Source organism: Streptomyces sp. NPDC104371, from assembly GCF_055583785.1.
The window spans coordinates 884703-905972 of the sequence record NZ_JBVJNF010000002.1; the positions used below are offsets into that span (position 1 = coordinate 884703).

Consider the following 21270-nt stretch of genomic DNA (forward strand, 5'->3'; position numbering starts at 1 on the left):
AACCGCCCGGACATAACACCGCGAATAGCCCGTACGTGCCCCTTTGCGTGCCAGTTTGATCACACAGCCAGACCCGCCGTGAGCCCCATGGTCGGCCGTCGCTAGGATGCTGGGGGCCGGTGGACCGTACCCGGCCGGGCCCGACCGACACAGAAGCCGGCGCGGCCCTAGTCCCCGCTCCCGGAGGGTTCTTCCGTGCCGGCTGGAACGCTGTACCGCGGCCGGGAAGGAATGTGGTCCTGGGTGGCTCATCGAGTCACCGGCGTCCTCATCTTCTTCTTCCTGTTCGTACACGTGCTGGACACCGCTCTCGTGCGTGTCTCCCCCGAGGCCTACGACAAGGTCGTGGCCACGTACAAGACGCCGATCGTCGCCGTGCTCGAGTACGGTCTGGTCGCCGCCATTCTCTTCCACGCTCTGAACGGTCTGCGCGTCATCGCCGTCGACTTCTGGTCGAAGGGCCCGCGCTACCAGAAGCAGATGCTCTGGACCGTGATGGGCGTCTGGGTCGTGCTGATGCTCGGGGCCATCTACCCCGTCCTCGGCCACGCCGCTCGTGAACTGTTCGGGAGCTGACGCACATGTCCACGACTGAGACCACCGCTTCCGGCATCGGCCCCGTGGAGGGCGCCGCGCTGTACGACGTCGACAACCCGGCGCCGGTCATCGAGCCGCCGCGCAAGCGCACCAAGAAGACCTCGAAGTCCACCCGCGGCAACTTCGAGATGTACGGCTGGCTGTTCATGCGCCTGTCCGGCATCGTGCTGGTCGTCCTGGTCCTCGGCCACCTGCTCATCCAGCTCGTCCTCGACGGCGGCGTCTCCAAGGTCGGCTTCGCCTTCGTGGCCGGCCGCTGGGCGTCCCCGTGGTGGCAGGTCTGGGACCTCGCGATGCTGTGGCTCGCGATGCTGCACGGCGCCAACGGCCTGCGTACCGTCATCAACGACTACGCGGAGCGGACCAACACGCGCCTGTGGCTGAAGGGCCTCCTGTACACCGCCACGGTGTTCACCATCCTGCTGGGCACGCTGGTGATCTTCACCTTCGACCCGAACATCCGCTAGGCACGGGGCTGCGAGAGACATGAAGATCCACAAGTACGACACCGTCATCGTCGGCGCCGGTGGCGCCGGTATGCGCGCGGCCATCGAGTCGACCAAGCGCAGCCGCACCGCCGTGCTGACGAAGCTCTACCCCACCCGCTCCCACACGGGCGCCGCGCAGGGCGGCATGGCCGCCGCGCTGGCCAACGTGGAGGAGGACAACTGGGAGTGGCACACCTTCGACACGGTCAAGGGCGGTGACTACCTGGTCGACCAGGACGCCGCCGAGATCCTGGCGAAGGAGGCCATCGACTCCGTCCTCGACCTGGAGAAGATGGGCCTGCCGTTCAACCGGACACCCAACGGGACGATCGACCAGCGCCGCTTCGGCGGTCACTCCCGCAACCACGGCGAGGCGCCGGTCCGCCGGTCCTGCTACGCGGCCGACCGCACCGGCCACATGATCCTCCAGACGCTGTACCAGAACTGCGTCAAGGAGGGCGTGGAGTTCTTCAACGAGTTCTACGTCCTGGACCAGCTCATCACCGAGGTGGACGGCGTCAAGCGGTCCGCCGGTGTGGTCGCCTACGAGCTGGCCACCGGTGAGATCCACATCTTCCAGGCCAAGGCCGTGATCTACGCGTCCGGTGGCTGTGGCAAGTTCTTCAAGGTCACCTCCAACGCGCACACGCTGACCGGTGACGGCCAGGCGGCGGTCTACCGCCGGGGTCTGCCACTGGAGGACATGGAGTTCTTCCAGTTCCACCCGACCGGCATCTGGCGCATGGGCATCCTCCTGACCGAGGGTGCGCGCGGCGAGGGCGGCATCCTTCGCAACAAGGACGGCGAGCGCTTCATGGAGAAGTACGCGCCGGTCATGAAGGACCTCGCCTCGCGTGACGTCGTCTCCCGCTCCATCTACACGGAGATCCGGGAAGGCCGCGGCTGCGGTCCCGAGGGCGACCACGTCTACCTCGACCTCACGCACCTGCCGCCGGAGCAGCTCGACGCCAAGCTGCCCGACATCACCGAGTTCGCCCGTACCTACCTGGGTATCGAGCCGTACACGGACCCGATCCCGATCCAGCCCACCGCGCACTACGCGATGGGCGGCATCCCGACGAACGTCGAGGGTGAGGTCCTCTCGGACAACACCACCGTCGTCCCTGGTCTGTACGCGGCCGGCGAGGTCGCCTGCGTCTCCGTCCACGGCGCGAACCGCCTCGGCACCAACTCGCTGCTGGACATCAACGTCTTCGGCCGTCGCGCGGGCATCGCCGCCGCCGAGTACTCGCAGAAGGCCCACTACGTCGAACTGCCGGAGAACCCGGCGCAGTTGGTCGTGGACCAGATCGAGCAGCTCCGCGCGTCGACGGGCACCGAGCGCGTGGCGGAACTGCGCCGCGAGCTGCAGGAGACCATGGACGCGAACGTCATGGTGTTCCGCACCGAGCAGACGATCAAGACGGCGGTCGAGAAGATCGCCGAGCTGCGGGAGCGCTACAAGCACGTGGCGATCCAGGACAAGGGCAAGCGGTTCAACACGGACCTGCTGGAGGCCATCGAGCTGGGCAACCTGCTGGACCTGGCCGAGGTCATGGCCGTGTCGGCGCTGGCCCGCAAGGAGTCCCGCGGTGGTCACTACCGCGAGGACTACCCGAACCGAGACGACGTCAACTTCATGCGCCACACCATGGCGTACCGCGAGGTGGGCGACGACGGCGCCGAGTCCATCCGGCTCGACTACAAGCCGGTCGTCCAGACCCGCTACCAGCCGATGGAGCGTAAGTACTGATGGCAACCCCTGTTCTGGACAAGGCGGAGGCGGAGGCCCAGGCCAAGGCGGCCGCCCTCATCACGGTCACCTTCCGGGTCCGCCGGTTCAACCCGGAGGTCTCGGCGGAATCGGTCTGGCAGGACTTCCAGCTCCTGATCGACCCCAAGGAGCGCGTCCTCGACGGTCTGCACAAGATCAAGTGGGACCTGGACGGCACGCTGACGTTCCGCCGTTCCTGCGCCCACGGCATCTGCGGGTCGGACGCCATGCGGATCAACGGCAAGAACCGGCTGGCCTGCAAGACGCTGATCAAGGACATCAACCCGGACAAGCCGATCACGATCGAGCCCATAAAGGGCATGACGGTCCTCAAGGACCTGGTCGTGGACATGGAGCCGTTCTTCCAGGCGTACCGGGACGTGATGCCCTTCCTGATCACGAAGGACACGAACGAGCCGACGCGCGAGCGTCTTCAGTCGGCGGAGGACCGGGAGCGCTTCGACGACACGACGAAGTGCATCCTGTGCGCCGCCTGCACCTCGTCGTGCCCGGTGTTCTGGAACGACGGCCAGTACTTCGGTCCGGCCGCCATCGTCAACGCGCACCGCTTCATCTTCGACTCGCGTGACGAGGCCGGTGAGCAGCGGCTCGAGGTGCTGAACGACAAGGACGGCGTGTGGCGTTGCCGCACGACCTTCAACTGCACCGACGCCTGCCCGCGTGGCATCGAGGTGACGAAGGCGATCCAGGAAGTGAAGCGTGCGCTGATCACGCGCCGCCTCTGACTTTCGCGGTCCCAGCGTGACATGGGCCCCGCTCCGGTTCGTACCGGAGCGGGGCCCATTCGCGTTGCGGCGCAGGCCAGTTGATGGAGTTGAACGCGTTCAAAAGGAGGGCTACAGTCTTCTCGACAGCGTTTTGAACGCGTTCAAGAAGAGGTGGGGGCATGGATCTCACGGTCATCGCTTACGTCATCTATCTGCTGGTCAGCGTCGCGCTGACGGTCTGGGTGGCGCGCACGCTCAGCCGCAACGGACGGATCTTCCTCGAGGACGTCCTGCACGGGAACGAGAAGCTCGCGGACGCCGTCAACCATCTGCTGGTGGTCGGCTTCTATCTCGTCAACCTCGGCTTCGTCGCGCTGTATCTGCACGGCCAGGACACCATCGAGGACACACGCGGCGTCTTCGAGGCCCTGTCGACCAAGATCGGCGTGGTGCTGCTGGTCCTCGGGGTGATGCACCTGGGCAATGTCTTCGTGCTCAACAAGATCCGGCGGCGCGGTGTGCTGGAGCGGGAGCAGGTCCCGCCCGTTCAGCCGCAGGGCTGGGTCACGCCCTCGACGGGGGCCTGAGCCGTGACGGCCACGGAGGTCACCGAGGTCCGGGGCGCCGCGCGCGTCCCGGTCCGCGGGCTCACCGTCCTGTACGACGCCGGGTGCGCCCTGTGCGCCTTCGTCCGTGACTGGCTGGTGCGGCAGCCACAGTTGGTGCCGCTGGAGCTGGTTCCGGCCGGTTCGCCGGAGGCCCGGCGGCGCTTCCCGGGGCTCGACCACGGCGCCACCCTGGAGGAGATCACCGTCGTCGGAGACGCCGGTCAGCTCTACCGAGGCTCCGCCGCCTGGGTCGTCACGCTGTGGGCGCTGCGCGGGCACCGGACCCTCGCCCACCGGCTGTGCACACCGACGGGCGCCCGGCTCGCCAAGGGCGCGGTGCTGGCGGCGGCCAAGTGGCGCGGGGCGCAGCAGGCCCAAGCCCCGCGAAACGCCGGGATGGCACAGCCGGGCGGAGCCCCGTGGGGCGGCGGTGTCTACCGATCCACCGAGGGCTGGACCTACACCCCGGCCCAGGGGTGGACGTACACCGAGCCCGGCTGTGACGGCGGCACCTGCGTCACTCGTTAGGCTCTGTGTCCGTGCCTGCGAAGAACGACCGAGCCGACGACGGCCCCGCGCCCACCAAGTCCGAGCAGACCCGCGCGCTCATCCTGGAGACCGCGATGCGGTTGTTCCAGGAGCGCGGCTACGACAAGACGACGATGCGGGCGATCGCCAAGGAGGCCGGGGTCTCCGTCGGGAACGCCTACTACTACTTCGACGGCAAGGAGCACCTGATCCAGGGCTTCTACGACCGGATCGCCGCCGAGCACCGGGTGGCCGTCCGGGAGGTCCTGGCGCGGGAGACCGACCTGGAGTCGCGGCTCGCGGGCGTTCTGAAGGCCTGGCTGGACATCGCCACGCCGTACCACGAGTTCGCGGTGCAGTTCTTCAAGAACGCCGCCGACCCGGACAGCCCGCTCTCCCCCTTCTCCCCCGAGTCGGAGCATGCGCGCGTGGAGGCCATCGGCACCCACCGGGAGGTGCTGGCGGGGGCTAAGACCAAGGTGCCGGCGGAGCTGCGGGACGCGCTGCCCGAGCTGATGTGGCTCGCGCAGATGGGGCTCGTCCTGTACTGGATCTTCGACCGGACCGAGGGGCGCGAGCGCAGCTACCGGCTGGCCGCGCGCGGCGCCCGCCTCACCTCGCGGGGTGTCGCGCTGGCCCGCTTCCGGGTGCTGCGGCCTCTCGTCCACGAGGTGCACGAGCTGTTCACGGACTTCCTGCCGGGGATGACGAAGGTGCTCCCCGACCCGTCCGCGCGCCGCGAGGCACCCGCCCCGGACGAGCGCCCCTGAACGATCGCGTTCCGCTGTGGGAGCGGCCCCCCGCCTCAGAGATCACCGGCGTGGGTCGGATACTGGCAAGAGCACGGCAGCCCCACGTGAAGGACAGCGACCGATGAAGCTCAACCGTCCCGTCTCCTGGTTCCTGACCCTCTTCGGCGCGTGGTCGTGGGTGGTCTGGACCACGTTCGTCAAGAACTTGTCCAAGGACGCCAGTGGCCTCGCCTTCGACAACGGCAGTCCGACGGCGTACTTCTGGGTGCACCTGACGCTCGCCATCGTGTCGTTCCTCCTCGGCACGGCGATCGGCGTGATCGGCCTGCGGGGCCTGCGCGCGCTCCGCCGCGAACGCCTCGGCTCACACTGACGCCTCGGCTCACGCTGACGCACGGTCGTCGTGGACGACCGTGATGTGGCGGTCGGGGCCGGGGGTCTCCAGTTCGTCGACCACGGCGACCACCAGGTCCTCGGCGCTGATCCATGACCGGCCGTCGGCGGCCGTGAGCAGGGTGTCGGTGCCGCGCCGATAGCGGCCGGTCCGCTCACCGGGTTCGAGCAGGGCGGGCGGGCTCAGATAGACCCAGTCGCGCAGGGCATGGGCCTGACAGGTCCGCAGTTGCGCGATCCCCGCGGCTGCGACGGGTCGCAGGGCGGCGGGCACGTAGGTGGGGTTGTCCGCGACCGGCAGACCGGGCTCTCCGGGGCTGCGCAAGGCGCCCGCGCCGCCGACCACGAGAACACGGCTCCCGGCCTCGGCGGCGGCGTCCAGCACCGTACGGGTGGCACCGACCAGGAAGCCCTCGTCGGCCGGGTAGGCGCGCACCGCGAGGACGACGGCCTCCACGGTGCCGTGCGCACCGGAGAGCGCCTCCCGTACGGCGTCCGCGTCGGTCACGTCGACCGCGACCGGCGTCACGCGCGGGTCGTCGCTCTCGGGCTTACGGGCCAGGGCGAGCACCCGGTGTCCGCGTGCGCGGGCCTCGGTGATCAAGCGGCTGCCCACCATCCCGGTGGCGCCGAGTACCGCGATCTTCATACCTGCCGTCATCGAACCGCTCCTCATCGCTTCCGCCGTCCTCATCGCTTCCGCCGTCGTCATCGAATCCGCCGTCGTCATCGAACTCGCGCTCCCCGGATCTCCGCCGCCGGTCGCTCTTCCCGTACGGGCGCGGGGGCTGCCGTACGGTGCGCCCGACGCCCCAGCAGATTTGGGGAGTTGAGCTGGGCCGCGAGCAAGGCCGCCAGGGCGAGGACGAAGCCGAGGCTCTGGGTCAGGCTCAGCGACTCGCCGAGCGCGACGACGCCCACGACGGTGGCGACCAGCGGGGAGATCAGCACCAGCGGCGCGGACGCGCCCACCGGCAGCTTCCCGATCCCCCGGAACCACAGCGTGTACGCGATCAGACCGCCCATGCCGCCGAGCCACAGATAGCCGCCGACCGCTCCGCCGTCGAGATGCCGCGGCACGCCCTCGACCGCGAGGGTGAGCGGGAGCAACAGCAGCCCGCCGACGCTCAGTTGCCAGCCCGCCAGAGCCATGGGGCCGACTCCCGCGGGGCGGCCCCAGCGCTTGGTGAGGACGACACCGGCGGCCATGGTGGCCGTACCGGCGAGACCGGCGATCACGCCGACGGCGTCCAGCTTCGCCGCCGGGCCGAGCACGACGAGCCCGACGCCGAGCACACCGATCACGCCCCAGCCCAACCGCCAGGCCGTGGGCCGGTCATGGAGCGCCACCGTGGCCAACCCGGCGATCAGCAGCGGCTGGGCGGCGCCGAGGGTGGCGGCGACACCGCCGGGCAGCCGTTCCGCCGACAGGAACAACAGGGGGAAGAACGCGCCTATGTTGAGCGCGCCGAGGACGGCGGACTTCCACCACCACGCACCGCGCGGCAGCACCCGGGTGAGCGCCAGCGCGAGCAGCCCGGCCGGTAAGGCGCGCATCAGCCCGGCGAACAACGGATGGCCGGGCGGCAGCAGTTGCGTGGTCACGGCGTACGTGGTGCCCCAGGAGGCGGGGGCGAGCGCGGTCAGCGCGAGGGTGGCCACCGGCAGCGAGCGCGAGGACGTCGAGGAGTTCATGTCACGAGTCTGCGCGCCCCCTCGTCCATGGGTCCAACACATGCTTGTCATCGCAGCCATGAACGAAGACGATGACCGGATGGATCTCCAGCAGATGCGCTACGTCGTCGCGGTCGCCGAAACCCGTAACTTCACCCGCGCCGCGGCGCGCTGCTTCGTGGTGCAGTCGTCCCTCAGCCATCGGATCGCCGGTCTGGAACGGGAGTTGGGGGTCAAGCTGTTCGCCCGCTCCAGCCGCCGCGTCGAACTGACCAGCGCCGGGGAGGCGTTCCTCGTCGGCGCGCGCGAGTGCCTGGCCGCCGCCGACCGCGCGGCCGCGGGTGCCGCCGCCGCGACCGGCGTGGTGCGCGGCCGGCTCGCGGTCGGCGTGATCGTGACCGCGGCCGCCGTCGACGTGCCCGAGGCGCTGACCCGCTACCGCGACCGGCACCCGGACGTCCGCGTCGAGCTGCGCTCCGCGCACAGCACCGACCTGGTGGCGGCGATCCGGGACGGCGACCTCGACATCGCCTTCCTCGGCCTGCCGGAGAGCGAACGGCTCACCGGTGTGGAGTCCGTCGTCCTCGACCACGACAAGCATGTCCTGGTGGTACCGGCCGGGCATCGGCTCGCGGGCGCCACCGAGGTCACGCTGCGCGAGATCGCCGAGGAGACGTTCGTGGACTTCGCGCACGGGTCGCCCGGCCGGACCCAGTCCGACGAGGCGTTCGCCGCCGCGGGTCTGGTCCGCGACGTCGCGTACGAGGCCGCTGTCGTCGATCTGATGACACGGCTGGTCGCGCGCGGGCTCGGCGTCGCGCTGCTGCCGTCGGCGTTCATCCGGCCGCGGGCCGCGGGCGCCCCCGAACTGGCGCTGGTCCCGGTGGTCGACGGGCCGCGGCGGATCGAGTACCTGGCGTGGAGCCGGTTCAACCCGAGCCCGGCCACCCGCGCGATGCTCGACGTCCTCGGGGTCGACGTACGGCCATGAGCCGTACGCGCGGCGGCGGTTGACGGTCGCGCGAGGGCGCTCGCGTGGCGCAATAGCGCTTGTGTGGCGCGAACCCGTGCACCGGACCCGAAGTAACCGGGACGCGGCGGGACTTCGCCTCGCGCGCCCTGTTACGTTCGCCACCGTGTCTGCCTTGAAGAAGATCGCCGGGCGCCGCCTGCCGGTCACCTCCGCCGCCGTGTTGTCCCTCTCGCTCGCCCTGTCGGCGCCCGCGTCCGCCACGCCCCAGAACCCCTCCGCGTCGCCCTCGGCCACACCCCCGGCCGGGATGTCGACCATCGGCGGCGCCCAGCTCGGCAGACCGGGCACGCAGGTGAACCTCGGCGACGGCGCCCCCGTGCTGCCCAAGGACCTCACCGCGCGCTCCTGGATCGTCGCCGACGCCGAGTCCGGTGAGGTCCTGGCCGCGCACAACGCGCACTGGCGGCTGCCCCCGGCGAGCACGCTGAAGATGCTGTTCGCCGACACCCTGCTGCCCAAGTTCCCGAAGACCACGGAGCACAAGGTGGACCCCGCCGACCTGGCGGGCATGGGCGAGGGCTCCAGCCTGGTCGGCGTCAAGGAGGGCGAGACCTACACGGTCCGCGACCTGTGGCTCGGGGTCTTCCTGCGCTCGGGCAACGACGCGGTGCATGTGCTGTCCGCGATGAACGACGGCGTCCCGCAGACCGTCAAGGACATGCAGGCGCACGCCGACGAGCTCCAGGCCCTCGACACACACGTGGTCAGCCCCGACGGCTACGACGCCAAGAAGCAGGTCTCCTCGGCGTACGACCTCACGCTGATCGCCCGCTCCGGGATGCAGAAGAAGGACTTCCGGGAGTACTGCTCGACGGTGCGGACGCAGTTCCCCGGCGAGACCGTGAAGAAGAAGGGCAAGAAGACCCGGACGTCCTTCGAGATCCAGAACACCAACCGGCTGCTGTCCGGGGACAGCGACGTCACGCCGTACCGGGGCATCGCGGGCGTGAAGAACGGCAACACCACGCACGCGGGCGCCACCTTCACGGGCGTCGCCGAGCGGGACGGCCGGGTGCTGCTCGTCACGGTCATGAACCCGGAGAAGAAGGACCACAACGAGGTCTACAAGGAGACCGCCCGCCTCTTCGACTGGGGGTTCGGCGCGGCGGGCAAGGTGACGCCGGTGGGTGAGCTGGTCGCCCCGAAGAGCGCGCGCACGAACGCCACACCGGGGGCGAGCCCGTCCGCCCCGGCCGCGGGCAAGGAGGAGTCCACCGAGCCGGTGGCCGTCAAGAAGAGCGGTGGCTCCACCGGGATGGGAGTGGCGCTCGGTATCGCGGGCGGGCTTGTCGTCCTGCTCGCGGCGGGCGTCTTCCTGGTCCATCGCCGCCATCCGCTGCCGGACCTGGTGCGCCGCCGGACCCGCCCCTGACCGTCTCCGTCTCCTCGTCCCTGACCGGCTTCTCGTCCCTGACCGACTCCTTGTCCCTGACCGGCTCCTCGTCCTCGGCCGGCTCCTCGCTCCTGACCGGCTCCTCGCCCTCGGCCGGCTCGCTCCTTGCCCGCGTCGCCGTCCAGGCGGCGCAGAACAGGACGAGCCTGGCCATCAGGTTGATCCACAGCAGCAGCGCGACCGGCACCCCGAAGGCGCCGTACATGCTCTTCGCGGCGACGCCCTGGAGGTAGCCGCTGAGCGAGACCTTGAGCAGTTCGAAGCCGATCGCGCCGATCAGGGCGGCCGTCACCAGTCGGCGCCGGGGCGGCTCCACGCCGGGCAGCAGCGTGAGGACGTAGAGCAGGAGCAGGAAGTCGGTGAGGACGGAGACGACGAACGCCGCGACGCGCAGCAGCACGGTCCCCCAGCCGCCCTGATCGAGGCCGAGCGGCCCGGCGAGCCAGCCGACGAGCGCGGAGGCGATGGTGGACGTGGCGAGGGTGACGAGGACCGCGCCGCCGAGCCCGAGGAGCACCCCGGCGTCCTTGAGCTTGCGCAGCAGGGGGTTCTCGTCGCCGTCCGGCAGCTCCCACACCGCGCGCAGACAGTCCCGTACCTGTCCCACCCAGTTGACACCGGTGACCAGCAGCACGGCACCGGCGATGACCCCGACGGTGCCCGCGTTCTGGACCAGGGCGTGGATGTCGAGCTGGCTGGAGAGGCCGGGGAACTGGTCGGCGATCTTCGACTGGAGGTTGTTCTGCTGGGCCGTGCTGAGCGTGGCGGCACCGACCGCGGCGGCGACGGTCAGCAGCGGGAAGAGCGCGATGAAGCTGATGAAGGTCATCGCGGCGGCGAGCCGACTCCACTTCACCCGGTCCAGGCGCTCATAGGCGCGCCAGACGTGGGTGGCCATGAGGCGGACGACCACCGGCCCGATGATGGGGAGCTTCTTCAGCCAATCCATGTTCGACTTCCCCTCGCCGCGCCCGGCACGGCCCTCGCCCATTCCGGTGAGGAGCCATGCGGGGCGTCGAGATTGCTACGTTACGCCCGTTTCACGGCGCTACGGTCACGGTCATGCCTGCCCACAAGGACACCTTTGGCACCCCCAGGTCCCTGCTGCTCCTCGGCGGGACCTCCGAGATCGCGCTGGCCACCGCGCGCCGCCTCGTCGCCCGCGGCGCCCGTACGGTGTGGCTGGCCGGACGCCCCTCCCCCGCGCTGGAGGCAGCCGCCACGCACCTGCGCCGACTCGGCGCCGACACCCGTACGGTTCCCTTCGACGCGCTGGACTCCGAGGCCCACGAGGGCGCGCTCGGCAAGGTGTTCGCGGAGGGCACCGTCGATCTGGTGCTGCTCGCGTTCGGCGTGCTCGGCGACCAGGCCACCGATGAGCGGGACCCGGTGGCCGCGGCCCGCGTCGCGCAGACCAACTACACCGGGGCCGTCTCGGCGGGGCTGGTGTGTGCCGGGGCGTTGCAGGCGCAGGGCCGCGGCTCGCTGGTGGTGCTGTCGTCGGCCGCCGGGGAGCGGGCCCGGCGCGGTGACTTCATCTACGGCTCCAGCAAGGCGGGCCTGGACGTGTTCGCGCAGGGGCTCGGGGACGCGCTGCACGGCACCGGGGTGCACGTCATGGTGGTACGGCCCGGGTTCGTCCGGACGCGCGGGACGACCGGGCGCGCGGAGGGGCCGCTGCCCACGACACCGGAGCAGGTGGCCACCGCCATCGAGCTGGGGCTGCGCAGGCGGTCGGAGGTGGTGTGGGTGCCGGGGTCCTTGCGGCTGGTGATGTCGGCGCTGCGGCATCTGCCCCGGCAGGTCTTCCGGCGGCTGACCACCGTCTAGCCGACCGCCGTCCGTCTGGCCGTCCAGGAGAGCGCTCAGGACGCGGGAAGCGTGGCGTCCCGGGGCGCACCGGCCTGGGGAGGCACCACGGCGCTCCCGAAGGGGAACTCCCGCAGCTTGCGCCAGACGCCGTCCGCGCCCTGCTCGTAGAGCGCGAAGCCCGTGCAGGGCCAGGCGGCCTCGTAGCCGGAGAGTTCCTCGTGGGCCCGGTCCATCGCCGCCTCGTCGATGCCGTGCGCCACGGTGACATGCGGGTGGTACGGGAAGACCAGCTCACAGGCCACCGGACCGGAGGCGTCGCGCACCTGCTTCTGGAGCCGGGCGCAGGCCTCGGCACCGTCGGCGACCTTGACGAACACCACGGGCGAGACGGGCCGGAACGTGTCTGTGCCGGACAGCCGCATCGGGAAGGGGCGCCCGGCCGCCGCGACGTCCGCGAGGTGCGCCTCGACGGCGGGCAGCCGGGCGGCGTCGACCTCGGTCGGCGGGAGCAGGGTGACATGCGTGGGGATGCCGTGCGCGGCGGGGTCACCGAAGCCCGCGCGCAGCTCCTGGAGCAGGCTGCCGTGAGGCTCCGGGACCGCGATCGACACACCGATCGTTACGGTCCCCACGTCGTCTCCTGTCGTCGTGCCGGTGTTCTTCGGTGCTTCCTGCGGCGACCGCCCGGGAGGGGGGCCGCCGCGGCGGGTTCAGTGCTTGGCGGGCAGGAAGCCCATCCTGTCGTACGTCTGGGCGAGGGTCTCCGCGGCGACGACGCGCGCCTTCTCCGCGCCCTTGGCCAGGATCGCGTCGAGCGTCTCGGGGTCGTCCAGGTACTGCTGGGTGCGCTCCCGGAACGGCGTCACGAAGTCGACCACGACCTCGGCGAGGTCCGTCTTGAGGGCACCGTAGCCCTTGCCGTCGTACTTCTGCTCCAGTTCCTCGATGCCGGTTCCGGTGAGGGTGGAGTAGATGGTCAGGAGGTTGCTGACGCCCGGCTTGTGCTCCACGTCGTAGCGGATGACGGTGTCCGTGTCCGTGACGGCGCTCTTGACCTTCTTGGCGGTGGCCTTCGGCTCGTCGAGCAGGCTGATGACGCCCTTCGGCGTGGCCGAGGACTTGCTCATCTTGGCCGACGGGTCCTGGAGGTCGTAGATCTTCGCCGTCTCCTTGAGGATGTACGCCCGCGGGACCGTGAAGGTCTCGCCGAAGCGGCCGTTGAAGCGCTCGGCGAGGTCGCGGGTCAGCTCGATGTGCTGACGCTGGTCCTCGCCGACCGGGACCTCGTGGGCCTGGTACAGCAGGATGTCGGCGACCTGGAGGATCGGGTACGTGAACAGGCCGACGCTCGCGCGCTCGGCGCCCTGCTTGGCGGACTTGTCCTTGAACTGGGTCATCCGGCCGGCCTCGCCGAAGCCCGTGAGGCAGTTCATGACCCAGGCGAGCTGGGCGTGTTCGGGCACGTGGCTCTGGACGAAGAGCGTGCACCGCTCGGGGTCGAGTCCGGCGGCGAGGAGCTGGGCGGCGGCCAGGCGCGTGTTGGCGCGCAGCACCTTCGGGTCCTGCGGGACGGTGATCGCGTGCAGGTCGACGACCATGTAGAACGCGTCGTGGGTCTCCTGGAGGTCCACCCACTGGCGGACGGCGCCGAGGTAGTTGCCGAGGTGGAACGAGCCGGCCGTGGGCTGGATTCCGGAGAGCACGCGAGGACGGTCTGAAGCCATGTCCCCCATTCTCTCAGGTCCGCACCGCACGTCCGGAACTGGTCTGCAACAGGACGGGACCCAAGCGTCACCGACGGTGTAACAAGGGGACATGACAAAACGCGGGCTGGTGGCTGCGTTGGGGGCGGCGGCGGTGGTACTGGCGGGAAGCGCGACCCCGGCGAAGGCTGTGGGCAAGCTCTCACCCGGCCTCGCCCTCGTGGTGGCGAACGACACGGGCCGCACGACGACCCTGCGCCAGGGCGACCGGGACTTCACGCTGCTGTGGCGACTGCTGGGGCCGACGGAGACGAGGAGCGAGCAGGTGCCGGAGGCGTGGCGCCAGGGTCGCTACCCGCGCGTGCGCGCCACGGTGGTGTGGGGGCTGCCGGGGGTCGGGGGGTGGCCGCAGACGCGGCGCCCGCCCGGCGGTGACGTGGCCATCGACCGCGAGGACCAGGTGCTCCTCGCGGAGGACGGGACGCCGTGGGTGCGCTCGGATCCGGCGCCCGACGTCGACGACGACGACATCCGGTGGCGCCGGGCACCACGGGATACCTTCGACCGGCTGGAGCAGGCCGGGCTCTGGGCCCCGCCCGCCACCGAGGCAACCGACACCTCGGACCGCCTGCGCTGGGGAGCCTGGGGGCTCGGCGCGGGGCTCGTTCTGGGAGGCGGAGGCGGGTACGTCGTACGGCGTGCTGCGGCCCGGCGCGGGAGGCCGCCGGTCGAGCCGCGGCACGAACTCATCGACCTCTGACGGGCAGCAGGACCGCGCGCCCCAGTCGCGGGCGGGCGGTGGGGCCGCGTGGTGTGGCGCGGCCCCGTGCTCGGCAGGGGTGGTCAGCTCAGGTCGATCTCCGGGTACAGGGGGAAGCCGGTCAGCAGGGCGGAGGCGCGGTGGGCGATCTCGTCCGCGGTCTTCGGGTCCAGGACGTGCTGGGCCTTGGACGGGGCGCCCTTGCTCGTCGTGCCGGGGGCGGTGGTGGTGAGGACGCGGTCGATCAGGGCCGCGATCTCGTCCATCTCCGCCGTGCCCAGGCCGCGCGTGGTGAGCGCGGGGGTGCCGATGCGGATGCCGGAGGTGTACCAGGCGCCGTTCGGGTCGGCCGGGATGGCGTTGCGGTTGGTGACGATGCCGGAGTCCAGCAGGGCGGCTTCCGCCTGGCGGCCGGTGAGGCCGTAGGAGGAGGCCACGTCGATCAGGTTCAGGTGGTTGTCCGTGCCGCCGGTCACGAGCGTGGCGCCACGGCGCATCAGACCCTCGGCCAGCGCGCGGGAGTTGTCCACGATCCGCTGGGCGTAGGCGCGGAAGGAGTCCTGCCGGGCCTCCGCCAGCGCGACCGCCTTCGCCGCCATCACATGCGGGAGCGGGCCGCCGAGCACCATCGGGCAGCCGCGGTCGACCTGGTCCTTGAGCGAGTCGTCGCACAGGACCATGCCGCCGCGCGGGCCGCGCAGCGACTTGTGGGTGGTGGTCGTGACGATCTGGGCGTGCGGCACGGGGTCGAAGTCGCCGGTGAGGACCTTGCCCGCGACCAGCCCCGCGAAGTGCGCCATGTCGACCATGAGCGTGGCGCCGACCTCGTCGGCGATCTCGCGCATGATCCGGAAGTTCACCAGCCGGGGGTAGGCCGAGTAGCCCGCGACGATGATCAGCGGCTTGAAGTCGCGGGCGGACGCGCGCAGCGCCTCGTAGTCGATCAGCCCGGTGGCCGGGTCGGTGCCGTAGGAGCGCTGGTCGAACATCTTGCCGGAGATGTTCGGGCGGAAGCCGTGCGTGAGGTGGCCGCCCGCGTCCAGGGACATGCCGAGCATGCGCTGGTTGCCGAAGGCGCGGCGCAGCTCGGCCCAGTCCTCCTCGGAGAGGTCGTTGACCTGGCGGACGCCCGCCTTCTCCAGCGCGGGGGCCTCGACGCGCTGGGCGAGCACGGCCCAGAAGGCGACGAGGTTGGCGTCGATGCCGGAGTGCGGCTGGACATAGGCGTGGCGGGCGCCGAAGAGCGCCTTGGCGTGCTCGGCGGCGAGGGACTCGACGGTGTCGACGTTGCGGCAGCCGGCGTAGAAGCGGCGGCCGATGGTGCCCTCGGCGTACTTGTCGCTGAACCAGTTGCCCATGGCCAGCAGCGTCGCCGGGGACGCGTAGTTCTCGGAGGCGATCAGCTTGAGCATCTCGCGCTGGTCGGCGACCTCCTGACCGATGGCGTCGGCGACGCGCGGCTCGACGGCGCGGATCACGTCGAGGGCGGCGCGGAAGGCGGTGGACTCGGTGGAGCGGGACTGCTGCTCGGGCATATCGGCCTCCGGGGCGTGGCAAGCGAACACGGTTCACGGTCGGCCCAGGCGCACGGCACTCGCTCACAAGGCCCACAGGACCGGGGCCGCTCCCCGATGGTCGGTCCCATCCCAGCGCGCCAGTCACGGCCCGCGATCAGCCTACCGGGCGCGTCACGGCGCCCCGCGTCCTCGTCCACCATGCGAGCGACGGCAGGAAGGCGACGATGGGTAAGGGGGCCCGTCCTCGGAGGCCGGAAGGGGCTCATGTGAAGACCACCGACACGATCGTCGCCGCGATCGAGGCCCACAGCGCGCACAACTACCACCCCCTCCCGGTCGTCGTGGCGACGGCGGAGGGCGCGTGGATGACGGATGTCGAGGGGCGCCGCTATCTCGATCTGCTGGCCGGGTACTCGGCGCTGAACTTCGGCCACGGCAACCGGCGGCTCCTCGACGCGGCGAAGGCGCAACTGGAGCGGGTGACGCTGACGTCGCGGGCCTTCCACCACGACCGGTACGCCGCCTTCTGCGCGCAGCTCGCCGAGTTGTGCGGCATGGAGATGGTGCTGCCGATGAACACGGGCGCCGAGGCCGTGGAGACCGCGGTGAAGACGGCCCGCAAGTGGGGCTACCGGGTCAAGGGCGTGCCCGCCGAGATGGCCAAGATCGTGGTCGCGGCGAACAACTTCCACGGCCGTACGACGACGATCATCAGCTTCTCCACCGACCCGGAGGCGCGCGCGGACTACGGTCCGTACACACCGGGCTTCGAGATCGTGCCGTACGGCGACCTGACCGCGATGCGCGCGGCGCTGACCGAGAACACGGTGGCGGTGCTGCTGGAGCCGATCCAGGGCGAGGCGGGGGTGCTGGTGCCACCGGCCGGGTATCTGCCGGGGGTGCGCGAGCTGACCCGTGAGCGGAACGTGCTCTTCGTCGCCGACGAGATCCAGTCGGGGCTCGGCCGCACGGGCCGCACCTTCGCCTGCGAGCACGAGGACGTCGTACCGGATGTGTACGTGCTCGGGAAGGCGCTCGGCGGCGGGATCGTGCCGGTGTCGGCGGTGGTGTCGAGCAGGGACGTGCTCGGGGTGTTCCGGCCGGGCGAGCACGGGTCGACGTTCGGCGGGAACCCGCTGGCCTGCGCGGTGGCGCTGGAGGTGATCGCGATGCTGCGCTCCGGTGAGTACCAGGCGCGGGCGGCGGGGCTGGGCGAGCGGCTGCACCGCGAGCTGGCCCCGCTGACGGACACGGGCCGGGTGACCGCGGTGCGCGGACGCGGGCTGTGGGCGGGCGTCGACATCCATCCGCGGTACGGGACGGGGCGGGAGATCAGCGAGAAGCTGCTGGACCGCGGCGTCCTGGTGAAGGACACCCACGGCGCCACGATCCGGATCGCCCCGCCCCTGGTGATCAGCGAGGAGGACCTGGACTGGGGGGTGGCCCAGTTGCACGCGGTCCTCGACGTCCAGTGACCGTAGTGACCTAGAGGATCACGTGCGGCAGGAAGCGGGCGTACTCGTCGGTGATCAGGCCGGAGGACTCGCGGATGCCGAGGCCCGCCGACTCGCCGTCGACGACCCAGGCGCCGAGGACGACGTGGTTGCCGTCGAAGGCGGGCAGGGGCGCCAACTCCTGGTAGCAGCACGCCTCTTCGCGGACGACCGGGGCGGCACCCGGCTCGTGGACCGTCACCCCCGCGCCCTCGCGGCCGAGGAGCGGCTTGGCGACGTAGCCCGTGGTGTGCGCCAGGTCCCTCGGGCCGTCGAGGTGGGCCGGGAGCAGATGGGGGTGGCCCGGGTACAGCTCCCAGAGGATGGCGAGCAGCGCCTTGTTGCTGAGCAGCATCTTCCAGGCCGGTTCGATCCACAGGGTGCTGCCCGTGCCGCCGCCGTTGTCCAGGGTGTCGAGGACATGGCCGGCGAACGCGTCGGTGGTGAGCCACTCCCAGGGGTAGAGCTTGAAGCAACTGCGGATGAACCGGAGCCGGTTGTCGACGAAGCGGCCGGAGAGCGGGTCCCAGCCGATCTCCTCCATGGAGATCCAGTCGGTGTCGAGCCCGGCCTGTTCCGCGGTCTCCTTCAGATAGGCGACCGTCATCAGGTCCTCGCCGAGTTCGTCGTCCGAGGAGTGCGCGAAGTGGAGCGGGCTGCCGGGCGGCAGCAGGCCGGCCTGTCGCTTCCAGGCGGCGACGAGCCGTTCGTGGAGGGAGTTCCACTGGTCGGCGCCCGGGAAGCGCTCCTCCATCCAGAACCACTGCGGCGAGGCGGCCTCGATCAGGGACGTGGGGGTGTCGGCGTTGTACTCCAGGAGCTTGGCCGGGCCCGTGCCGTCGTAGTGCAGGTCGAAACGGCCGTAGACGGAAGGGAGTTCGGCGCGCCGCTGCCAGGCCTCGGCGACCGCCCGGACGACGCGCGGGTCGGTGATGCCGAGGTCGGCGAAGCGGTTCTCGGCGACGATGTGCCCGGCCGCGGCCAGACACATGCCGTGCAGTTCCTCGACGACCTCCTCCAGCGCCTCCACCTCGGGGAGCGAGAAGACGTAGTACGCGCTCTCGTCCCAGTAGGGGCGCAGGGAGTTGTCCGGGTAGCGGGTGAGCGGGTAGATGAGGCCCTGGGCCTCGACCGTCTGCTGCCAGTCGGGGCGGGGTTCGATCGTGCGACGTTCCACGGGGCGCTCAGCCGCCGTATCCGCCGTGCCCGCCGCCGAAGCCGCCGCGGTGGACTCCGCTGTGGCCGCCGTCGTACGAACCCGAGCCGCCCGAACCGCCCGAGCCGCCCTTGCCGGGCTTGACGAACGACCCGTCCTTGACCCAGCCGCGCTTCTTCTTGCCGCCGTAGTACCAGGACCCGTTGACCGTGGTCTTGGTGGTGGTGCAGTTCTTGTCCGCGACGACCCGGTAGCCCTTGCCGTAGGTGTAGCTGTTGCGGTCGACGCACCGCTTGTCCGGGTCCGAGCCCGAGGAGCAGGCGGTCAGGGTGACGGCGAGCAGTCCCATGCCGCCGAGGAGGACCGTGCCTGAACGCAGTTGTCGCCGTGTGTCCGCCATGTTCGTGTTCGCCCCCGTGCGATGAGTGTGGTGAGTGTGCTGAGACACCGGATGCGCTTGCTGCCATCAGACTAGAGACACTCGCAGGCGTGTTCGGATCCAGCCCTGTTCTTGTTTCCGACCTCTTACAGTCGCTCCGTCTACAGTCGACCCGTGCTCTTCGGAATGGTGTGTGCGCTGGGTGCGGCGGTGTGTTTCGGTACGGCGACCGTGTTGCAGGCGGTCGCGACCCGCGCGGCGGGCCGGGGCGGGGGCGGGGACGCGGCCCTCCTGCTGCGGGCGCTGCGGCAGTGGCGGTACGTGGCGGGGCTCGCGCTGGACGGGCTCGGGTTCCTGCTGCAGATCGTGGCGCTGCGCTCGATCCCGATCTACGCGGTGGGCGCGGCGCTCGCGTCCAGCCTCGCGGTGACGGCGGTGGTCGCGGCCCGGCTGCTGCGGGTGCGGCTGACCCGGAGCGAGTGGGCCGCGGTGGCGGTCGTGTGCGGGGGGCTGGCGATGCTGGGGCTGGCGTCCGGCGCGGAGGGCGACCGGGCCGGGTCGACGGCGCTGAAGTACGTGACGCTGGCGGCGGCGGTGGCGGTGCTGCTGCTCGCCTTGACCGGGGGACGGCTCCCGGAACGGGGCCGGTCCCTGACGCTCGGGCTGGGCGCCGGATTCGGGTTCGGGGTGGTCGAGGTCACCGTACGGCTGATCGACGGGATGGCGCCGTCCGCCCTGCTCACCAACCCGGCGGCGTACGCGCTGCTGCTCGGCGGATCGGCGGCCTTCCTGCTGCTGACCACGGCCCTGGAGCGGGGGTCGGTGACGGCGGCCACCGCGGGCATGGTCATGGGCGAGACGGCGGGCCCCGCGCTGGTGGGCGTGATCTGGCTGGGCGACCGGACCCGGGAGGGGATGGCCTGGCTGGCGGTCCTGGGGTTCATGGTGGCGGTGACCGGCGCCCTGCTGCTGGCCCGGTTCGGGGAGGCACCGGCCGAAGAGGAGCCGGTCCGTCAGGCGTCGGCCGAGGCGGTCTGACCGCGGCCCTCGGTCACGGCAGCACCCGGCACAGCGCCTCCAGCGCCGCCGCCCACGCGTGGTCCGGCGGTGTCGCGTACCCCACGACCAGGGCATCGGGCGCCTCGGTGACGGCGCGCGCGTGGCGATAGCGCCCCAGGCCGTGCAGCGCGAGCCCCTGCCAGGCCGCCGCCTGGACCACCGTCCGCTCGGTGCCGGGCGGAAGGCGCAGCACCGCGTGCAGACCCGCCGCGATGCCCGTGACCCGGATGTCGGGGGCGCGCACGGCGAGCGCCTCGGTCAGGGCGTCGCGCCGCCGCCGGTAGCGCAGCCGCGCGGCGCGCACATGACGGTCGTACGCGCCCGACGTGAGGAACTCCGCCAGCGTCAACTGGTCCATCGCACCGCAGGTGTCCGCCTCGCCCTTCGCCGCCACCGCCTCCTCGGCCAGCCCCGGCGGCAGCACCATCCAGCCGAGGCGCAGCCCGGGGGCGAGGGACTTGCTGGCGGTACCGAGATAGACCACATGGTCCGGGTCCAGGCCCTGCAACGCCCCGACCGGCTGGCGGTCGTAGCGGAACTCCCCGTCGTAGTCGTCCTCCAGGACCAGTCCGCCCGTGCGCCGCGCCCAGTCGACGACGGCCGCGCGCCGGTCCGGATGCAGGGGTACGCCCATGGGGAACTGGTGGGCGGGGGTGAGCAGGACGGCGGCCTGGTCGGTCAACTCGTCGGTGCGGGTGGCCCGTTCGTCGAACGGAAGCGGATCGGTACGCAGTCCGGTCGCCGCCAGTTGGTCGTAGTGGACGTCGAGGCCGAACGACTCGACGGCGATACCGCGGACGCCGCGTGCCTGGAGCGCCGCGCTGAGGATCTTCAGACCGTGCGAGATCCCCGCGCACACGAGGATCCGGTCCGGGTCGGCGCGCACCCCGCGCGCCCGGGACAGATACTGCGCGAGCGCGGTGCGCAGTTCGACGCGACCGCGCGGATCGCCGTAGCCGAAGGCGTCGTTGGGCGCCACGGTGAGGGCGCGGCGGGCGGCCTTGAGCCACTCCGCGCGCGGGAAGAAGGACAGGTCGGGGGTGCCGGGCACCAGGTCGTACACGGGGCGGCCCCGCTTGCGGGGCCGGGGGGCGGGCGCGGCCTTCGGTCCCGGGGAGGTGCGCTCGGCCACCCGGGTGCCCGAACCCTGGCGGGCCGAGAGCCAGCCCTCGGCGACCAGGTCCCCGTAGGCCTCGGCGACCGTGTTGCGCGCGATCCCCAGGTCGACGGCGAGCGAGCGGGAGGAGGGCAGCCGGGTGCCCGGGGCCAGCCGACCGCTGCGGACCGCCTCCCGCAGGGCGTTCGTCAGGCCTTTGCGCAGGCCCGGCCCGGTCGGTTCGAGCAGGAGATCGACTCCCAAAGTGGCCCAGGAATTCGCCATGGGAATGGACCATACCGTTGGGCTGCACGGTCCGTAGGGTCG

Annotated in this window: 22 protein-coding genes, 1 pseudogene and 1 riboswitch; of the genes and pseudogenes, 14 read left to right on the plus strand and 9 right to left on the minus strand. The window is 71.2% G+C overall.

Features of this window, described 5'->3' with window-relative positions; all coding sequences use genetic code 11:
• Positions 1 to 195: 195 nt before the first annotated feature.
• From sdhC to ACZ60T_RS09840, 8 genes are all read left to right on the plus strand, one after another.
• Complete coding sequence (gene sdhC, locus ACZ60T_RS09805) at positions 196 to 576, plus strand: succinate dehydrogenase, cytochrome b556 subunit (protein ID WP_365621279.1); 381 nt, start codon at positions 196 to 198, stop codon at positions 574 to 576.
• Between the two features lie 5 nt (positions 577 to 581).
• On the plus strand, positions 582 to 1064 hold the full coding sequence (locus ACZ60T_RS09810) for a succinate dehydrogenase hydrophobic membrane anchor subunit (RefSeq protein WP_365621276.1): 483 nt from the start codon (positions 582 to 584) through the stop codon (positions 1062 to 1064).
• Between the two features lie 19 nt (positions 1065 to 1083).
• Positions 1084 to 2838 (plus strand): succinate dehydrogenase flavoprotein subunit, encoded by a 1755-nt coding sequence (gene sdhA / locus ACZ60T_RS09815; protein ID WP_469665453.1) that lies wholly within the window; start codon positions 1084 to 1086, stop codon positions 2836 to 2838.
• Entirely contained in the window at positions 2838 to 3605 is a 768-nt protein-coding gene (locus tag ACZ60T_RS09820) for a succinate dehydrogenase iron-sulfur subunit (RefSeq protein WP_365621270.1), read from the plus strand. The genes sdhA and ACZ60T_RS09820 overlap by 1 nt, the downstream gene beginning before the upstream one ends.
• Positions 3606 to 3766: 161 nt before the next feature.
• Positions 3767 to 4174 (plus strand): hypothetical protein, encoded by a 408-nt coding sequence (locus ACZ60T_RS09825; protein ID WP_469665454.1) that lies wholly within the window; start codon positions 3767 to 3769, stop codon positions 4172 to 4174.
• Between the two features lie 3 nt (positions 4175 to 4177).
• On the plus strand, positions 4178 to 4723 hold the full coding sequence (locus ACZ60T_RS09830) for a thiol-disulfide oxidoreductase DCC family protein (RefSeq protein ID WP_469665455.1): 546 nt from the start codon (positions 4178 to 4180) through the stop codon (positions 4721 to 4723).
• 11 nt (positions 4724 to 4734) lie between these two features.
• Positions 4735 to 5493 (plus strand): TetR/AcrR family transcriptional regulator, encoded by a 759-nt coding sequence (locus ACZ60T_RS09835; protein WP_365621261.1) that lies wholly within the window; start codon positions 4735 to 4737, stop codon positions 5491 to 5493.
• Between the two features lie 103 nt (positions 5494 to 5596).
• Positions 5597 to 5848: an SCO4848 family membrane protein gene (locus ACZ60T_RS09840; protein WP_365621258.1), complete on the plus strand. Its 252-nt coding sequence runs from the start codon at positions 5597 to 5599 to the stop codon at positions 5846 to 5848.
• Positions 5849 to 5857: 9 nt separating this feature from the next.
• Here ACZ60T_RS09840 and ACZ60T_RS09845 read toward each other — a convergent pair whose 3' ends face one another.
• Together ACZ60T_RS09845 and ACZ60T_RS09850 are read right to left on the minus strand one after the other, a co-directional pair.
• On the minus strand, positions 5858 to 6529 hold the full coding sequence (locus ACZ60T_RS09845) for an NAD(P)-dependent oxidoreductase (protein ID WP_469665456.1): 672 nt from the start codon (positions 6527 to 6529) through the stop codon (positions 5858 to 5860).
• Between the two features lie 65 nt (positions 6530 to 6594).
• Positions 6595 to 7563 carry an EamA family transporter gene (locus ACZ60T_RS09850; RefSeq protein ID WP_469665457.1) on the minus strand — a complete coding sequence of 323 codons (969 nt, stop codon included), beginning with the start codon at positions 7561 to 7563 and terminating at the stop codon, positions 6595 to 6597.
• Positions 7564 to 7642: 79 nt separating this feature from the next.
• On the opposite strand from ACZ60T_RS09850, the gene ACZ60T_RS09855 reads away from it, so the two are divergent.
• A complete protein-coding gene (locus ACZ60T_RS09855) occupies positions 7643 to 8533 on the plus strand; it encodes a LysR family transcriptional regulator (RefSeq protein WP_469665572.1) in 891 nt (296 codons plus the stop codon).
• 145 nt (positions 8534 to 8678) lie between these two features.
• Entirely contained in the window at positions 8679 to 9947 is a 1269-nt protein-coding gene (locus tag ACZ60T_RS09860; RefSeq protein WP_469665458.1) for a D-alanyl-D-alanine carboxypeptidase family protein, read from the plus strand.
• Here the strand turns inward: ACZ60T_RS09860 and ACZ60T_RS09865 are convergent.
• Positions 9898 to 10917, minus strand: a pseudogene (locus ACZ60T_RS09865) (YihY/virulence factor BrkB family protein); the annotation flags it as partial. The gene ACZ60T_RS09860 and the pseudogene ACZ60T_RS09865 overlap by 50 nt on opposite strands.
• Before the next feature lie 113 nt (positions 10918 to 11030).
• Here ACZ60T_RS09865 and ACZ60T_RS09870 point away from each other — a divergent pair.
• Positions 11031 to 11798 (plus strand): decaprenylphospho-beta-D-erythro-pentofuranosid-2-ulose 2-reductase, encoded by a 768-nt coding sequence (locus ACZ60T_RS09870; protein ID WP_469665459.1) that lies wholly within the window; start codon positions 11031 to 11033, stop codon positions 11796 to 11798.
• A gap of 35 nt (positions 11799 to 11833) precedes the next feature.
• On the opposite strand, the gene ACZ60T_RS09875 is transcribed toward ACZ60T_RS09870, so the two are convergent.
• Together ACZ60T_RS09875 and trpS are read right to left on the minus strand one after the other, a co-directional pair.
• Positions 11834 to 12412 (minus strand): 2'-5' RNA ligase family protein, encoded by a 579-nt coding sequence (locus ACZ60T_RS09875; protein ID WP_469665460.1) that lies wholly within the window; start codon positions 12410 to 12412, stop codon positions 11834 to 11836.
• A 78-nt stretch (positions 12413 to 12490) separates the two neighbouring features.
• The gene (trpS, locus tag ACZ60T_RS09880) at positions 12491 to 13504 is read right to left on the minus strand and encodes a tryptophan--tRNA ligase (RefSeq protein WP_252427995.1); all 1014 of its coding nucleotides are present in this window, start codon (positions 13502 to 13504) and stop codon (positions 12491 to 12493) included.
• A 91-nt stretch (positions 13505 to 13595) separates the two neighbouring features.
• On the opposite strand from trpS, the gene ACZ60T_RS09885 reads away from it, so the two are divergent.
• A complete protein-coding gene (locus ACZ60T_RS09885) occupies positions 13596 to 14243 on the plus strand; it encodes a hypothetical protein (protein ID WP_469665461.1) in 648 nt (215 codons plus the stop codon).
• An 83-nt stretch (positions 14244 to 14326) separates the two neighbouring features.
• Here ACZ60T_RS09885 and ACZ60T_RS09890 read toward each other — a convergent pair whose 3' ends face one another.
• Positions 14327 to 15778, minus strand: coding sequence for a glycine hydroxymethyltransferase (locus tag ACZ60T_RS09890; RefSeq protein ID WP_365621234.1), 1452 nt, complete (start codon positions 15776 to 15778; stop codon positions 14327 to 14329).
• 35 nt (positions 15779 to 15813) lie between these two features.
• A riboswitch (ZMP/ZTP riboswitch) is annotated at positions 15814 to 15915 on the minus strand.
• A 111-nt stretch (positions 15916 to 16026) separates the two neighbouring features.
• Here ACZ60T_RS09890 and rocD point away from each other — a divergent pair.
• A complete protein-coding gene (gene rocD / locus ACZ60T_RS09895; RefSeq protein WP_469665462.1) occupies positions 16027 to 17235 on the plus strand; it encodes an ornithine--oxo-acid transaminase in 1209 nt (402 codons plus the stop codon).
• Positions 17236 to 17245: 10 nt separating this feature from the next.
• Here rocD and ACZ60T_RS09900 read toward each other — a convergent pair whose 3' ends face one another.
• Both ACZ60T_RS09900 and ACZ60T_RS09905 read right to left on the minus strand, forming a co-directional pair.
• Complete coding sequence (locus ACZ60T_RS09900) at positions 17246 to 18430, minus strand: glutathionylspermidine synthase family protein (RefSeq protein ID WP_469665463.1); 1185 nt, start codon at positions 18428 to 18430, stop codon at positions 17246 to 17248.
• Between the two features lie 7 nt (positions 18431 to 18437).
• On the minus strand, positions 18438 to 18809 hold the full coding sequence (locus ACZ60T_RS09905; RefSeq protein WP_365621225.1) for a hypothetical protein: 372 nt from the start codon (positions 18807 to 18809) through the stop codon (positions 18438 to 18440).
• Between the two features lie 165 nt (positions 18810 to 18974).
• Between ACZ60T_RS09905 and ACZ60T_RS09910 the strand changes: the two genes are divergently transcribed.
• A complete protein-coding gene (locus tag ACZ60T_RS09910) occupies positions 18975 to 19826 on the plus strand; it encodes a DMT family protein (RefSeq protein WP_469665573.1) in 852 nt (283 codons plus the stop codon).
• A 13-nt stretch (positions 19827 to 19839) separates the two neighbouring features.
• Here the strand turns inward: ACZ60T_RS09910 and pdxR are convergent, their stop codons facing one another.
• On the minus strand, positions 19840 to 21228 hold the full coding sequence (gene pdxR / locus ACZ60T_RS09915; RefSeq protein ID WP_469665464.1) for a MocR-like pyridoxine biosynthesis transcription factor PdxR: 1389 nt from the start codon (positions 21226 to 21228) through the stop codon (positions 19840 to 19842).
• Positions 21229 to 21270: the final 42 nt, after the last annotated feature.

Excerpts from the sequence above, each read along its gene's own strand:
- ACZ60T_RS09810 (WP_365621276.1), top strand. The coding sequence starts at position 582 with ATGTCCACGACTGAGACCACCGCTTCCGGCATCGGCCCCGTGGAGGGC.
- ACZ60T_RS09820 (WP_365621270.1), top strand. The coding sequence starts at position 2,838 with ATGGCAACCCCTGTTCTGGACAAGGCGGAGGCGGAGGCCCAGGCCAAG.
- ACZ60T_RS09905 (WP_365621225.1), bottom strand. The coding sequence starts at position 18,809 with ATGGCGGACACACGGCGACAACTGCGTTCAGGCACGGTCCTCCTCGGC.
- ACZ60T_RS09885 (WP_469665461.1), top strand. The coding sequence starts at position 13,596 with ATGACAAAACGCGGGCTGGTGGCTGCGTTGGGGGCGGCGGCGGTGGTA.
- ACZ60T_RS09850 (WP_469665457.1), bottom strand. The coding sequence starts at position 7,563 with ATGAACTCCTCGACGTCCTCGCGCTCGCTGCCGGTGGCCACCCTCGCG.
- ACZ60T_RS09825 (WP_469665454.1), top strand. The coding sequence starts at position 3,767 with ATGGATCTCACGGTCATCGCTTACGTCATCTATCTGCTGGTCAGCGTC.
- sdhA (WP_469665453.1), top strand. The coding sequence starts at position 1,084 with ATGAAGATCCACAAGTACGACACCGTCATCGTCGGCGCCGGTGGCGCC.
- ACZ60T_RS09870 (WP_469665459.1), top strand. The coding sequence starts at position 11,031 with ATGCCTGCCCACAAGGACACCTTTGGCACCCCCAGGTCCCTGCTGCTC.
- ACZ60T_RS09890 (WP_365621234.1), bottom strand. The coding sequence starts at position 15,778 with ATGCCCGAGCAGCAGTCCCGCTCCACCGAGTCCACCGCCTTCCGCGCC.
- pdxR (WP_469665464.1), bottom strand. The coding sequence starts at position 21,228 with ATGGCGAATTCCTGGGCCACTTTGGGAGTCGATCTCCTGCTCGAACCG.
- trpS (WP_252427995.1), bottom strand. The coding sequence starts at position 13,504 with ATGGCTTCAGACCGTCCTCGCGTGCTCTCCGGAATCCAGCCCACGGCC.
- ACZ60T_RS09855 (WP_469665572.1), top strand. The coding sequence starts at position 7,643 with ATGGATCTCCAGCAGATGCGCTACGTCGTCGCGGTCGCCGAAACCCGT.
- ACZ60T_RS09840 (WP_365621258.1), top strand. The coding sequence starts at position 5,597 with ATGAAGCTCAACCGTCCCGTCTCCTGGTTCCTGACCCTCTTCGGCGCG.
- ACZ60T_RS09845 (WP_469665456.1), bottom strand. The coding sequence starts at position 6,529 with ATGACGGCAGGTATGAAGATCGCGGTACTCGGCGCCACCGGGATGGTG.
- ACZ60T_RS09910 (WP_469665573.1), top strand. The coding sequence starts at position 18,975 with ATGGTGTGTGCGCTGGGTGCGGCGGTGTGTTTCGGTACGGCGACCGTG.